This window comes from Marinobacter sp. MBR-99, from assembly GCF_040547575.1.
Classification (GTDB): Bacteria; Pseudomonadota; Gammaproteobacteria; order Pseudomonadales; family Oleiphilaceae; genus Marinobacter.
Genome location: NZ_JBEPPY010000015.1, coordinates 19,363 through 31,587 on the forward strand (window position 1 = coordinate 19,363; position 12,225 = coordinate 31,587).

The following is a 12,225-nucleotide window of genomic DNA, read 5'->3' on the forward strand; positions in this document are numbered from 1 at the left end:
ATTCCGGTGGTGCGCTTACTCGCCGCCTTCGGTGGCCAGTTCGAGCTCGGCCAGCAGTTTTTCCCGGGCGCTGTCGTTGTCCAGCAGTTCCTGCAGCTTGGAACGGAACGAGGGCACGTTGCCCAGCGGGCCCTTGAGGGCAACCAGGGCTTCACGCAGCTCGATCAGTTTTTTCAGCTCGGGTACCTGGCGGGCAATGCTGTCCGGAGAAAAGTCGTCCAAACCCTGGAATTCCAGATTGACCGGCAGGTCATCGGCATTCTCTTCGAGCTTGTTGGAGACCGAGGTAGACAAGGTCAGACCGGCTTCCTTCATGACAGAACGGAAGTTGTTCTTGTCAACGGAAATGGCTTTGCGGTCTTCGATGGGGGTTTCTTCAGCATGACCCTTGAAATCGCCAACCACAAACATCTTCAGCGGCAGCTCGGTTTCAGCCTGCTGATCGCCGGTGGCGGGGACATACTTGATATTGATGCGCTCTTTCGGCGCGACGGAACCGTCTTTGGCAGACATGGCGTGCTCCCTGTGCAATTCATTTGCAGTGTCGTTCAGTCCTTGATGCCTGCCGTCCTGGCAGACAACGCGTCAAACTGTACACAGGTGACCTGGCATTCTCAAGCAAAAACTGGCCAGCAATGGCCCAAACTGTGCTGTCGGGCAAACTTTTGCCAGATAGCCCTGTTGCCGGACCGAATGCAGTTTCAGTCAATGACGGCACTCCCGGCCGGGGCTATACTCGCCCTATCCTTCGAGGAGACAACCATTTACACCAAGGAGACACACCATGAGTGACCTGAAGGCCAAGTTTGACGAAGCGGTCAACTATATCCAGAACGCCGAAGGCGATTTCAAACCGTCCAACGAGCTGAAGCTGGAGTTCTATGCCCTGTACAAGCAAGCCACCGCAGGCGACGTATCCGGCAAGCGCCCGGGTATGATGGACTTTGTAGGCCGCGCCAAATACGACGCCTGGGAGAAGCTGAAAGGCACGTCCAGCGATCAGGCCATGCAGCAGTACATCGATAAACTCGAATCACTGAAGTGATTCCCGGGGCTGTGTCTGCCAGCCAGGCGGGCGCAGCCCTGAACCGCAGGAAAACTCTGCCTTCGGTTTTGCGCCGTTCAAACGTTTGTCATATGATGCGCGCAACATAACAACAACAAGCTTTCCGAAGAGTACACACCATGGATATTACCCAGGCGCTCGAGCAGTCACGGCCCGGTATGGTCGGCGATGTAAAGGCCGCCATCCGCAAACGCCAGCTGAATCAGCGGGCCGAGCAAACCTACCTGCACTGGATCAGCCGCTTTGTGCTGTTTCACGACCTCAAGAACCCGGACAACATGGCGGAAGAGGATCAGCGGCAGTTTCTGGATTACCTGAGCAACAAGATCCGCGTCTCTCGGGCGAGGCTTAACCAGGCCACCCAGGCGTTGACCTTCTTTTACGAGGATGTACTTGGCAAGACGGCCACCCCGAACGCAGCAGTGGCCTGAACGGGCTCGAAGTGGCGCCGGGGGAATCAGCGCCCGGTCATATTGACGTTCAGAGTATCGTAGGTGCGATTCTCCGGTGGCCGAATCGAGTAGGTGTTGCTGTGGGTCTGGCCCGGGATGAGCTTGGGATTGCTGAACCGGATATCCACCGGAATTTCGGAGCGCCCGAGATCGGTGCGGCTGTCTCTGGGCTGCAACGCCAGAGGATCAAGATAGAAATCGTCGTCACTGGCAGTTTGCACGGGAACGCCTGCGGCCGGCGCTTCCAGCCCGCCCTCAATGACCGTATTGGCCAGGGTTTCCTCTTCGATGGAGTGGAATGGAATGGTATCAATGGTTGAGCGCTGCTCCAGTTCAAACGCCGGTGCCCTGTTGCTGGCGCTTTGCCCCTGAGCGCTGGCAGACATCAGCCCCAGTGATAGCACCACGGTAACCATGGCGACCAGGCCTGCCCATTTTGAACCGGTGTGAGACTCTGACGAATTCATCGCATCAACCCTGAATGATCTTCCATTGCCCTTTCGGGTGACAATTTTTGATCAGTCTATCGCCATTGGTGACGCTTTGCTCAACCAAAAGACGATTCTGTGACGATTTTCACTTGCCAGTGTCTGCCGGCTGATACCGAATCCCGGTGATGACCACTGTCTTCCAGCCCTCCGGCGTTTTCACTGATACCTCATCGTCCAGATACTTGCCGATCAATGCCCTGGCAAGCGGGGCATTGATACTGAGATAGCCTTTGGCCAGGTCAAATTCATCCGCACCCACCAACCTGTAGGTCTGTTCGTCTCCGTCATCGTCCTCGATGGTAACCCAGGCCCCGAAAAATACCCGGCTTTGATCGTCCGGCAGCCGGTCGACCACGGTAAGTTCATCCAGGCGCTTGCTCAGGAACCTTACCCGCCGGTCGATTTCCCGTAGCTGCTTTTTGCCATAGATGTATTCAGCGTTCTCAGAGCGATCCCCCAAGGCGGCAGCCTCGCGCACGGCCTGGGTGACTTCGGGGCGCTTCACTTTCCACAGGTACTGCAACTCCTCCCGTAACGCCTGCTCGCCGTCCGGTGTAATATAGCGCGGCCTTGGAGCCATCGAACCTTCGGTCTTGCTCATCAGATCAGGGATTCCGGGTTAAACAGAAAATTCAGGGCAAAAAAAACCCCGTGGGTCACGGGGTATAAGGCTAGCGCTGTGCTGGAGGGAGAAGCAAGCAACTTTCTACCTGCTTCTGCATCTACAGTTTCCATTCTACTGAGCGGTCATTACCCGGCGGTGGCCACGGAATTACCTTTTCGCAAGGCTGAAACCTGGCTGATCGGCTGAAATTAGGTTGTACACTCTAGGCGCCGGAGATAGCGTGCGAGGTAATCAACACTGACTTTTCGTTTGGAGACAAATCCATGAACACCAAGAAACTCATGAACCTGGCCCTTGAAGGTGTCGATAGCCTGGGCTTTCGCCTGGACAGCCTGGGCATCACCAGCAAACTGAATCGCCACAACATCGCGGCCTTTCTGATGGCTGAGCAGAAGCATCTGGAAGGGGAGTGGGACAGCATTCAGGCCAAAGTGGACCGCCGTCGTTCGCAGTTTGAACACATCAGCGGTCTGGTTGAAGCTCGCGCTGGGGCACTGATCAGCCCAGTGGTAAGCCGTTTTCGAGCCAGCCAGTAATCCTCAGGCGTTACTGGTCTCGGTAGAGGACGGCCGATCACTCTGCGCCTCTCCTGCCTGTTCGACCGGGGCAGCTTTTATCCGTTTGCGGATGCCGGTATAGGCTGGCATCCGCACGGTCACCGTCAAGCCGGGTGATTCCTCACCCTCGTAGGTATCGCTGAGCTGAATCTGGCCCTGGTGAATCTCCGCTACCGCACTGACCAGGCTCAGGCCCAGGCCGTTGCCCGGCAGCGAACGACTCTTGCCCACCCGATAGAAGCGCTGAAAGACCTGGCCTTTCTCGTCATCCGGGATACCAATACCGGAGTCCTGCACTTCGAACACAGCGCCCGCGCCATCGCGACGAACCACCACCTGAATTAAGCCGTGCTCCGGCGTATATTTGATCGCATTGTCGATCAGGTTGCTGATCATCTGGAACAGCAGATCCCGATCACCCTCGATCATCACGTCCGGCTCAAGTGACTGGGCGAAGGATTGCTCTTTATCTTCCGCCAGGGCTTCGTATAGTTCGCAGGCATCACTGACCAGCTCGTCCAGAGACACCACTTTCATGTCCGCCGAATTGCCCCGGGTTTCCAGCCGGGCAATGCGCAGCAGAGCATTGAAGGTTGCCAGCAACTGGTCCGCCTCAGCCACTGCTCTGCCTACCTGTTCCCGGGCTTCGTCGTTATCCACGGCAATCAGGGTGTTCTCCAACTGGTTGCGCAAGCGTGTCAGCGGGGTGCGAAGGTCATGGGCAATGCTGTCTGACACATGGCGAATACCTTCCATCAGGTAAACAATGCGGTCGAGCATCTGGTTCAGGTTTTCTGCGAGCTGATCAAAATCGTCTTCGGTACCCCGGGTGGGTATACGCAGGGACAGGTGGCCATTCATGATTCGCCGGGACGTATTATTGATCACCTCGATTCGGCGCGTGGTGCCACGGCTCATCAAGAAGCCGCCCAACAGGGCCAGCGCCAGGGTAATCCCCATACCCCAGTTAATCGCCGTTTCGATCACCCGCTTGAGGTTGGTGAGTTCTTCAACATCCCGCCCCACCAGCAATTTCAAACCGCCCTGGACCTCAAAAATCCGGGCACGGGCAAGCCGCTCCGGCCCCTGCCAGCCCACGGAGGAATCCAGGGTAAAGTTGATCCAGCCGGTATCCGATGAGCGACTGCCCCCTGGCCAGGTTTCAATGTTACCGGCCAGCTTGAGGAAGTCGTCTGTGGTGAGCAGATAGATGGATTTGGCGTTCGGGTCCCGGGCGACCCGCTCACGGATGATGGTGATCAGTCCGTTCACGCCACGCCCCCGGTACTGTTCTGCCAGGCCGGCGATTTCCGCTTCGATGGTTTCATCGGTCTGGGCGGTCATGAAGCCGGCCGTGCGCCAGTAGATGAATGCCAGCAACAGGAATACCGATGTGGCAAACACCACCATGTACAGCAGGGCCAGTTGAAAAGAGGATGTCCTGAGCTGACTAAGCAGTTTCACGCAGCATATATCCCGCACCCCGAACCGTCTGCAGCAGGGGCGTGTCGAATTCCTTATCGATCTTGGCCCGCAGGCGGCTGATGTGCACGTCAATTACGTTGGTCTGGGGATCGAAGTGATAGTCCCAGACTTTCTCCAGCAGCATGGTCCGGGTGACTACCTGGCCGGCATTACGCATCAGGTATTCCAGCAGGCGGAATTCCCGGGGCTGGACATCAATGTTCTGTCCGGCACGCTTGACGGTCCTGGCCAGCAGATCCATTTCCAGGTCTGCCACCTTCAACACGGTTTCTGTTTCCGCCGCCTGCCGATTGCGTCGAATCAGTGATTCGATACGGGCCAGCAGTTCGGTAAATGAGAACGGTTTGGTGAGGTAGTCATCACCACCGCCACGCAGCCCTTCCACCCGGTCATCCACATCGCCCAGGGCGCTGAGAATGAGCACCGGGGTCTGGTTCCCCGTTGCCCGTACGGTCTTGATGATGGACAAACCATCCATGCCAGGCAGCATGCGATCCACAATCATGATGTCGTATTCTTCACTGGCCGCCATCATCATGCCTTCCTTGCCGTCGGCCGCATGATCCACCACGAAGTCGGATTCTCTCAGTCCCTTCAGCAGATAATTTGCCACATCCCGATCGTCTTCGATTACCAGCGCTTTCACCGGTGCTCCTCCTGATAGCGGATTACATTAACTCTTAGGGTACGAAGAACTCCGGAAACCAGCCAGTTACCATCTTGTAAGAGGGTGTCGCCTATGACGACGGTCAATTTGCCGACCGGAACCAGCTCAGAGTGTCCTCCGTTACCGACGATGGCCGGTATTCCGCACTCACCCAGCCCTGATAGCCCATTCGATCCAGCGCTGCGAAAACATTCGAAAAGTTAATCTCGCCGCTACCGGGCTCATGCCGGCCCGGATTATCGGCAAACTGGATGTGGCCAATCCACGGTAGCAGACACTCCATGGTACGAATCACATCGCCTTCCATAATCTGCATATGATAGACGTCATACTGCAACCGCACATTGTCGGCATCGAGTTCTTCAAGCAATGCCATCACCTTGCCCGTGGTGTCCAGCATGAACCCCGGCATATCCACCCGGCTGTTAATCGCCTCAAGGCACAGGGTCAGACCCGCGTCGGCAAAGCGATCAGCGGCATACTGCACGTTCGCCACCAGCGTCTCCCAGGCGATCTGCCCATCCAGATCTGCCGGCTTCAACCCTGCCAGGCAGTTCAGCTGCCGGTTGCCCAGCACCCGCGCATAGGTAATACCCTGATCCACCCCGGCACGAAACTCCTCAACCCGGTCCGGCAAACAGGCAATGCCCCGCTCCCCGGCCTGCCAGTCTCCCGGCGGCAGGTTGAACAACACCTGGGTCAGGCCCTGCTCCCGTAGCTGCTCCGCCAGCTGCTCTGCCGGCCAGTCATAGGGAAACAGGTACTCCACCGCGGTGAACCCTGCGGCCCGCGCCCGGGAAAAGCGCTCCAGAAACGGAACCTCGGTAAACAACATCGACAGATTGGCAGCAAACCGTGGCATTGTCCGCTCCTTAGTTCTTTGAGTTTGAAGTGTCTTCCTTCGGGCCACGGCCCATCGACCCCAACAGAGTGCCGTTCAGGTGCTCCAGCTCCAGTAACAGACCACTGTGGTCCACATCACTGTGGCCATTCGCCACCAGTGACAAATACTCGTTATGGGTCTGCTGCGCCAACGGCAATGTCAGCCCCTCGGCCCGGGCCTCGTCCAGAATCATCCGCATATCCTTCAACTGAATCCGCGCCGGCGCACCGGGTGCAAAATCCCGGTCAATCATCCGCTGCCCGTGCAGCTCCAGAATCCGACTACCGGCAAACCCACCCATCAGCGCCTCCCGCACCGCCGCCGGGTCTGCGCCACCCTTGGCCGCCAGCAACAACGCCTCGGAAACCGCACCAATGGTAATCCCCACAATCGCCTGATTCGCCAACTTCGCCAACTGCCCGGCCCCCACCGGCCCGATGCGGGTACACTTGCCCAACACCTCAAACACCGGCCGGGCCCGCTCCACATCCGCCTCAGACCCACCGGCCATAATACTCAAGCGAGCTTCAGCCGCGCCCAGAGTACCGCCCGACACCGGCGCATCCACAAATCCCGCCCCCTGCTCCGCCGCCAACCCGGCCAACCGCCGCGCCAGCGACGGCTGCACCGAACTCATATCAATCACCAACGCCCCGGATTTCAGAGCCGTCAGAGCGCCCTGAGCCACCAGCACGTCCTCAACCACCGCGCCGTTTTCCAGCATGGTGATCACCACGTCAGCAGCGGCAACTGCCTCAGACGGGGTCCCGGCAATGGTTGCCTCGCCGGCAAAAGGCTCACACTTGCTCGCGGTGCGGTTCCACAGGGTCATGGGGTAACCGGCCGTGAGCAGGTTACGGGTCATCGGTGCGCCCATCAGGCCGATGCCGAGGAAGACGATGTGAGGAAGGTTGTTAGTCATGTTGAGAGTTCCACTCCAAAGTCGGAAGAAGGGTGTGGGTGGTTTGCTCCAAAACCTTGCGGAGCCATGGATGGCGGAGCAGAGCGTACAGGGACGTATTCACAGCGTGTTTTGGAGCAAACCACCCACACGCTTCCGCCCGAATGTTCGATAACTTGAATGTGAAGCCATTATACAAACAAAAACGCCACCTACCGCGAACGGTGGTGGCGTTTCAAGCCAAGCCGGGTGGCGCCAATCAAGCCGCTTCGATCATCTGCGCCTTGATCTTCTTCATGGCATTCTTCTCCAACTGCCGAATGCGCTCCGCCGACACACCATACTTGTCAGCCAACTCATGCAGCGTCGACTTGCTATCGGTCAGCCAGCGCTCACGCAGAATATCCTGGCTGCGCTCGTCCAGTGCCGACAACGCCTGCATCAACCGGCCATTGGAATCTTCAGACCAATCGGCATTCTCCAACTGCACCGCAGGATCACTGCGACGATCTTCCAGGTAATAAGCAGGCGCCTGGTAGCTGCTGTCATCGTCGTCATCCATCGGCCCTTCGAACGAAGTGTCGTGGGACGCCAACCGGCCTTCCATCTCGCGCACCACCCGAGGCTCTACCCCCAGATCCTTGGCGACCGCGTTCAACTCATCATGGTTCAGCCAAGCCAGCTTCTTCTTCTGACTGCGAAGATTGAAAAACAGCTTACGCTGGGCCTTGGTAGTAGCCACTTTCACAATGCGCCAGTTACGCAGAATGAACTCATGGATCTCAGCCTTGATCCAGTGCACCGCAAAGGACACCAAGCGCACACCATACTCAGGATTGAAGCGCTTGACGGCCTTCATCAGGCCCACGTTACCTTCCTGAATCAAATCCGCCTGGGCCAGGCCGTAGCCGGAATAGCTCCGGGCAATATGAATCACAAATCGCAGGTGCGACAGCACCAGCTGACGGGCGGCTTCCACATCGCCATCATAATGCAGGCGCTCGGCAAGCTCCCGCTCCTCATCCACGGAAAGTACCGGTATGCGACTTGCCGCCTGAATGTAAGACTCAAGATTGGCACCCGGAACCAGTCTGTCAGCCAACTGTAAACTAGTACCCATGCATTAACCTCCAACCTCTGAACCTAACAGCCATAAAATATAACAACTTTTAATTAGACCGCCAAGAACTTGATTTGTTCCCGAACTTTCCAGTAAAACGTTACAAAACAACAACCTGAAAAATTCGCCGTGGCTTTTCTGACTCTCAAACTACGCCAGTACAAGCTCTTTTTTCAATACGGTTTTCCCCCTACCCGGATCACCCGCCAGCAATATCACCCGGCTCAATGTCATCCAGATGACGCCTCACCGCAAGCCAAGCGCCTAGCCAGCCTAGCAGCATTGCGATGATAATCAATGCCAATGCACCGTCAAAGCCCGGTCCCTGCAGTGAGAATTCGCTGCGATACAGGCCTGCCAGCCGCTCAATAGGGCCGTTCAGCCACCAAAGTGAAACCTGGATCAACAACCAGGCAACCACGCCACCACCGAGCCCAAACCAGGCCCCGGTGTACAGGAACGGCCGGCGTACGAAGGCATCGGTACCGCCCACCAGCTTGGCCACCAGGATTTCATCCCGCCGATTTTCGATCGCCAGGCGCACGGTATTGCCAATCACCAGTATGACCGCGGAGCCAAGCAGCAGTGCCAGAGCCCAGACAGCTCGCGCCAAGATATCGGTCATAGCGTTCAGCCGCTGCAGCCAGCCAAGATCCACCTGCACCTGATCAATGCCATCCATTCCCTCAACAAACCGCACCAGGGCCTGCACGCCATCGGCGGAGCGCACGCTGTCCTGAGGGGTAATCAACAGGGTATGGGGCAGCGGATTGTCGTCCAGGAATTCCAGGGCATCATCCAGGCCCGAGGATGCACGAAACTCTTCCAGAGCCTGATCCCGATCCACCAGCTGAACCGACAGCACCCGACCATCGCCCCGGACCCCCTCCGCCAGCTCGCCGGCGCGCCCCAGCGACACATCCATGGCCAGGTACGCGGTAATACGGGCACTGCTCTCCCAGCCGGCACTCACGCCCTGCAAGCTGCCCAGCAGCAACAACAGGGCGACGGGCAAGGCGAGCGCTACCCCCATCACGGTCCAGGTCATCATACTGGCCACCGGTGTTTGCCACAGGCGCCGTGCGGAATCCCGGGCCACTTTCCGGTGATGGTCCAGATAACTTCGGGCCTGGGCGTTCAGCGGGGACTTCACCCGATTGGCGGCCCCACGCTGGCTGTCCTGCCTTTGACGGGGTTCAGTAGCCACTGACACCTCCAGCCGCCGGAGCATGCCCAGTGGCGACCAACCGACCATGATCGAGGGTCAGCTTGCGCCGACCCATTTCACTGATCAGGGCGATATCGTGGGTGGCGATCAGTACTGTCACACCCACCTGACTGAACTCGGTGAACAGGTGCATGATGTCGGCGGAAAGTTCCGGGTCCAGATTACCGGTGGGCTCATCCGCCAACAACACAGGCGGTTTGTTCACTACGGCCCGGGCAATGCCTACCCGCTGTTGCTCCCCCCCGGATAACTGAAGCGGGTTCATTTTCTCTTTGTTGAGCAGGCCCACTTTGTCCAGCGCTGCCCGAACCCTGCGGCCGATGTCGTTGGGCGAGGCACCCATCACTTCCAGCGGCATCGCAACATTATCGAACACCGTACGATCAAACAGCAGCTGGTGGTTCTGGAACACCACACCAATATGCCGGCGGATGTAGGGAATCTGACGCCGGGGCAAGCTGTTCAGGCGCTGGCCACCGACGATCAACTCACCGGCCGTGGGGCGCTCCATAACCATAATCAGCTTCAGCAAGGTGCTTTTGCCCGCGCCGGAATGCCCGGTCAGAAACGCCAGTTCCCCCCGGTCCAGGTGAAAATTCACCTGGCGCAAAGCGGTGTGGTCGCTGTCATAGCGTTTGGTAACCTGGCGAAACTCGATCATCGTGGGCGCGGGCTCCCTAGCCGGTACTTCAGTCGTCGAACAGGGCGTCGACAAAGGTTTCCGCATCAAAACTGCGCAGGTCTTCGGCCTGCTCACCCACACCAATGAAACGGATAGGCAGCTGCAGCTGACGGGCTATGGCAAATACAATACCGCCTTTTGCGGTGCCGTCCAGTTTCGTCAAAGTAATGCCACTGACGCCAACCGCCTGCTGGAATACCTGGGCCTGGCTCAGGGCGTTCTGGCCGGTACCGGCGTCCAGCACCAGCATCACTTCATGGGGCGCCGATTCGTCCAGTTTTTTCATAACCCGGACAACCTTGCTCAATTCGTTCATCAGGTTGTCTTTGTTCTGCAGGCGGCCGGCGGTGTCGGCAATCACAACATCGGTACCCCGGGCCTGGGCAGACTGGATCGCATCAAAGATCACCGAAGCACTGTCGGCGCCGGTGTGCTGGGCCACCACTGGCACATTATTGCGCTCACCCCACACCTGCAACTGCTCCACCGCCGCCGCACGAAAGGTATCACCGGCCGCGAGCATGACCGACTTGCCTTCCGCCTGGAACTTCCGGGTGAGCTTGCCGATGGTCGTCGTTTTACCAACACCGTTCACACCGACCATGAGAATCACGTATGGCTTGTTATCGGTGCAAACATCCAGTGGCCTGGTAACGTCCTTGAGCAGGTCGTGGAGTTCATCGCGCAGGGCTTTGCGAAGCGCTGCGCCGTCCTTGAGCTGGTTACGCTCGAGCTTATCGGTGAGCGACTCTATGATCTCGGAGGTGGCAGTAACGCCCACGTCAGCCATTAACAGGGTGGTTTCGATTTCTTCCAGCAAGTCCTCGTCGATCTTCTTGCCCACCGAGAACAGGTCCGCCAGGCCGCCGGTCAGACTGGCACGGGTTTTACCCAGGCCCTTCCTGATTCGCTCGAAAACGCTGATCTGGGGTTCTGGCTCTGGCGTCGGCTCGGGCTCAGGCGCGGGTTCGGGCTCCGGAACCAAATCGGTAGCCGGGGCTTCCCGGACGGGCTCTTCCTCAGTAACCGGGGCCTCGGGCTGCGCTTGGACGCCCGGCTCTGCCGAAACGGCTTCGGGCTCTTCCCGAGCGGGCTCCGGTTCCGCTGGAGCCGGGCCTCGAGCTATCTCAGGCTTGCGCTGAACCACCGTTTTCGGCCGGGGGGCACGCTTGCAATTGCCGGCAATATCCAGCACGAAGAACAGAACGAGAAGGGCCAACAGGCCGATTGAAATCCACTCTGCCGTCATAGTCTTACCATCTGTCTGAAAGGGGCGGGCGAAAATAAAGCGCACATTCTAGCAGACCTGCAGGCCTAAGTGAGGGGCTGGCCCATTATCCCCTGCCGGCTGCTTTCCGGTAACATAATCGCCCTCAATTCAACCTGTTCAGAACTCCGGAGCACAACCATGGCCAGACGCAAACCGGCAAACCGCAAACCCGGCCCGACGCCTGCGGGGCGCGCGCCTTCCAGCGGTACCGGGGAGCTGCGTATTATCGGCGGTGACTGGCGCAGCCGAAAGCTGAGATTTCCGGATGCCGGCGGTGTTCGCCCCAGCCCTGCACGTACCCGCGAAACCCTGTTTAACTGGCTCAACTTCCAGATTGCCGGCAGCGATTGCCTGGACCTGTTTGCCGGCTCCGGGGCCTTGAGCCTGGAGGCGCTTTCCCGGGGTGCCGCCAACGCCACGCTGGTCGACCATACCCCGGCACTGGCCAGCGCCTTGCGGGACAATCTGCGGTTACTGAAATCCGACAAAGGCGTGGTGGTTTGCCAGGATGCGGAAAGCTATCTGGCCAACCGGCAGCGCCCACCCTTCGACATCGTGTTTATGGATCCGCCCTTCCGCCAGGGTTGGCTGGAACGATTATTTCCGCTACTGGAAACCGGTCAATGGATCAAACCAGGTGGCTGGGTCTACGTGGAGCATGAGAGCGAACGGGCAACACCGCCGGTGCCTGCGGGCTGGATGCTGCACAGGCAGAAGACCGCGGGCCAGGTAACCTACAGCCTGTACCGGGTTAACCCGGAAACGGATTAGTGCTGTCGCGATAAAACAAAAAAGCCA

Annotated in this window: 15 protein-coding genes; 4 read left to right on the forward strand and 11 right to left on the reverse strand. The window is 58.4% G+C overall.

Translation table 11 applies throughout. From position 1 onward, the window contains the following. Positions 1–15 precede the first annotated feature (15 nt). A complete protein-coding gene (gene tssB / locus ABIE59_RS13580; protein ID WP_058090748.1) occupies positions 16–513 on the reverse strand; it encodes a type VI secretion system contractile sheath small subunit in 498 nt (165 codons plus the stop codon). A gap of 271 nt (positions 514–784) precedes the next feature. Here tssB and ABIE59_RS13585 point away from each other — a divergent pair, with 271 nt between their 5' ends. Together ABIE59_RS13585 and ABIE59_RS13590 are read left to right on the forward strand one after the other, a co-directional pair. Further along, entirely contained in the window at positions 785–1,045 is a 261-nt protein-coding gene (locus tag ABIE59_RS13585) for an acyl-CoA-binding protein (RefSeq protein ID WP_354447687.1), read from the forward strand. Positions 1,046–1,185: 140 nt separating this feature from the next. Next, complete coding sequence (locus tag ABIE59_RS13590; protein WP_354447689.1) at positions 1,186–1,497, forward strand: site-specific integrase; 312 nt, start codon at positions 1,186–1,188, stop codon at positions 1,495–1,497. A 26-nt stretch (positions 1,498–1,523) separates the two neighbouring features. Here the strand turns inward: ABIE59_RS13590 and ABIE59_RS13595 are convergent, their stop codons facing one another. Together ABIE59_RS13595 and greB are read right to left on the reverse strand one after the other, a co-directional pair. Continuing rightward, positions 1,524–1,904 (reverse strand): hypothetical protein, encoded by a 381-nt coding sequence (locus tag ABIE59_RS13595; RefSeq protein ID WP_354447818.1) that lies wholly within the window; start codon positions 1,902–1,904, stop codon positions 1,524–1,526. Between the two features lie 190 nt (positions 1,905–2,094). Then, on the reverse strand, positions 2,095–2,610 hold the full coding sequence (gene greB / locus ABIE59_RS13600; RefSeq protein ID WP_354447691.1) for a transcription elongation factor GreB: 516 nt from the start codon (positions 2,608–2,610) through the stop codon (positions 2,095–2,097). Positions 2,611–2,897: 287 nt separating this feature from the next. Between greB and ABIE59_RS13605 the strand changes: the two genes are divergently transcribed. Continuing rightward, on the forward strand, positions 2,898–3,170 hold the full coding sequence (locus ABIE59_RS13605; protein ID WP_354447693.1) for a hypothetical protein: 273 nt from the start codon (positions 2,898–2,900) through the stop codon (positions 3,168–3,170). 3 nt (positions 3,171–3,173) lie between these two features. Here the strand turns inward: ABIE59_RS13605 and ABIE59_RS13610 are convergent, their stop codons facing one another. From ABIE59_RS13610 to ftsY, 8 genes are all read right to left on the reverse strand, one after another. Then, positions 3,174–4,655, reverse strand: coding sequence for a HAMP domain-containing sensor histidine kinase (locus ABIE59_RS13610; RefSeq protein ID WP_354447695.1), 1,482 nt, complete (start codon positions 4,653–4,655; stop codon positions 3,174–3,176). After that, on the reverse strand, positions 4,642–5,322 hold the full coding sequence (locus tag ABIE59_RS13615; RefSeq protein ID WP_011787144.1) for a winged helix-turn-helix domain-containing protein: 681 nt from the start codon (positions 5,320–5,322) through the stop codon (positions 4,642–4,644). Before ABIE59_RS13615 ends, ABIE59_RS13610 begins: the two co-directional genes overlap by 14 nt. 103 nt (positions 5,323–5,425) lie before the next feature. Further along, on the reverse strand, positions 5,426–6,205 hold the full coding sequence (hyi, locus tag ABIE59_RS13620; RefSeq protein ID WP_354447697.1) for a hydroxypyruvate isomerase: 780 nt from the start codon (positions 6,203–6,205) through the stop codon (positions 5,426–5,428). Positions 6,206–6,215: 10 nt separating this feature from the next. After that, positions 6,216–7,148 (reverse strand): NAD(P)-dependent oxidoreductase, encoded by a 933-nt coding sequence (locus ABIE59_RS13625; protein WP_354447699.1) that lies wholly within the window; start codon positions 7,146–7,148, stop codon positions 6,216–6,218. 238 nt (positions 7,149–7,386) lie between these two features. Further along, complete coding sequence (rpoH, locus tag ABIE59_RS13630) at positions 7,387–8,247, reverse strand: RNA polymerase sigma factor RpoH (protein WP_354447701.1); 861 nt, start codon at positions 8,245–8,247, stop codon at positions 7,387–7,389. 199 nt (positions 8,248–8,446) lie between these two features. Then, positions 8,447–9,454 carry a permease-like cell division protein FtsX gene (gene ftsX / locus ABIE59_RS13635; RefSeq protein ID WP_354447703.1) on the reverse strand — a complete coding sequence of 336 codons (1,008 nt, stop codon included), beginning with the start codon at positions 9,452–9,454 and terminating at the stop codon, positions 8,447–8,449. Then, a complete protein-coding gene (gene ftsE / locus ABIE59_RS13640) occupies positions 9,444–10,136 on the reverse strand; it encodes a cell division ATP-binding protein FtsE (protein ID WP_354447705.1) in 693 nt (230 codons plus the stop codon). Before ftsE ends, ftsX begins: the two co-directional genes overlap by 11 nt. A 28-nt stretch (positions 10,137–10,164) precedes the next feature. After that, complete coding sequence (gene ftsY / locus ABIE59_RS13645; protein WP_354447707.1) at positions 10,165–11,406, reverse strand: signal recognition particle-docking protein FtsY; 1,242 nt, start codon at positions 11,404–11,406, stop codon at positions 10,165–10,167. 159 nt (positions 11,407–11,565) lie between these two features. Here ftsY and rsmD point away from each other — a divergent pair, with 159 nt between their 5' ends. Continuing rightward, on the forward strand, positions 11,566–12,198 hold the full coding sequence (gene rsmD / locus ABIE59_RS13650; RefSeq protein ID WP_354447709.1) for a 16S rRNA (guanine(966)-N(2))-methyltransferase RsmD: 633 nt from the start codon (positions 11,566–11,568) through the stop codon (positions 12,196–12,198). Positions 12,199–12,225 lie beyond the last annotated feature (27 nt).

What these genes read in the sequence shown, in the direction of transcription:
- tssB (WP_058090748.1), bottom strand. Translation starts at nt 513, where the DNA reads ATGTCTGCCAAAGACGGTTCCGTCGCGCCGAAAGAGCGCATCAATATC.
- ABIE59_RS13585 (WP_354447687.1), top strand. Translation starts at nt 785, where the DNA reads ATGAGTGACCTGAAGGCCAAGTTTGACGAAGCGGTCAACTATATCCAG.
- ABIE59_RS13590 (WP_354447689.1), top strand. Translation starts at nt 1,186, where the DNA reads ATGGATATTACCCAGGCGCTCGAGCAGTCACGGCCCGGTATGGTCGGC.
- ABIE59_RS13595 (WP_354447818.1), bottom strand. Translation starts at nt 1,904, where the DNA reads ATGTCTGCCAGCGCTCAGGGGCAAAGCGCCAGCAACAGGGCACCGGCG.
- greB (WP_354447691.1), bottom strand. Translation starts at nt 2,610, where the DNA reads ATGAGCAAGACCGAAGGTTCGATGGCTCCAAGGCCGCGCTATATTACA.
- ABIE59_RS13605 (WP_354447693.1), top strand. Translation starts at nt 2,898, where the DNA reads ATGAACACCAAGAAACTCATGAACCTGGCCCTTGAAGGTGTCGATAGC.
- hyi (WP_354447697.1), bottom strand. Translation starts at nt 6,205, where the DNA reads ATGCCACGGTTTGCTGCCAATCTGTCGATGTTGTTTACCGAGGTTCCG.
- ABIE59_RS13625 (WP_354447699.1), bottom strand. Translation starts at nt 7,148, where the DNA reads ATGACTAACAACCTTCCTCACATCGTCTTCCTCGGCATCGGCCTGATG.
- rpoH (WP_354447701.1), bottom strand. Translation starts at nt 8,247, where the DNA reads ATGGGTACTAGTTTACAGTTGGCTGACAGACTGGTTCCGGGTGCCAAT.
- ftsE (WP_354447705.1), bottom strand. Translation starts at nt 10,136, where the DNA reads ATGATCGAGTTTCGCCAGGTTACCAAACGCTATGACAGCGACCACACC.
- ftsY (WP_354447707.1), bottom strand. Translation starts at nt 11,406, where the DNA reads ATGACGGCAGAGTGGATTTCAATCGGCCTGTTGGCCCTTCTCGTTCTG.
- rsmD (WP_354447709.1), top strand. Translation starts at nt 11,566, where the DNA reads ATGGCCAGACGCAAACCGGCAAACCGCAAACCCGGCCCGACGCCTGCG.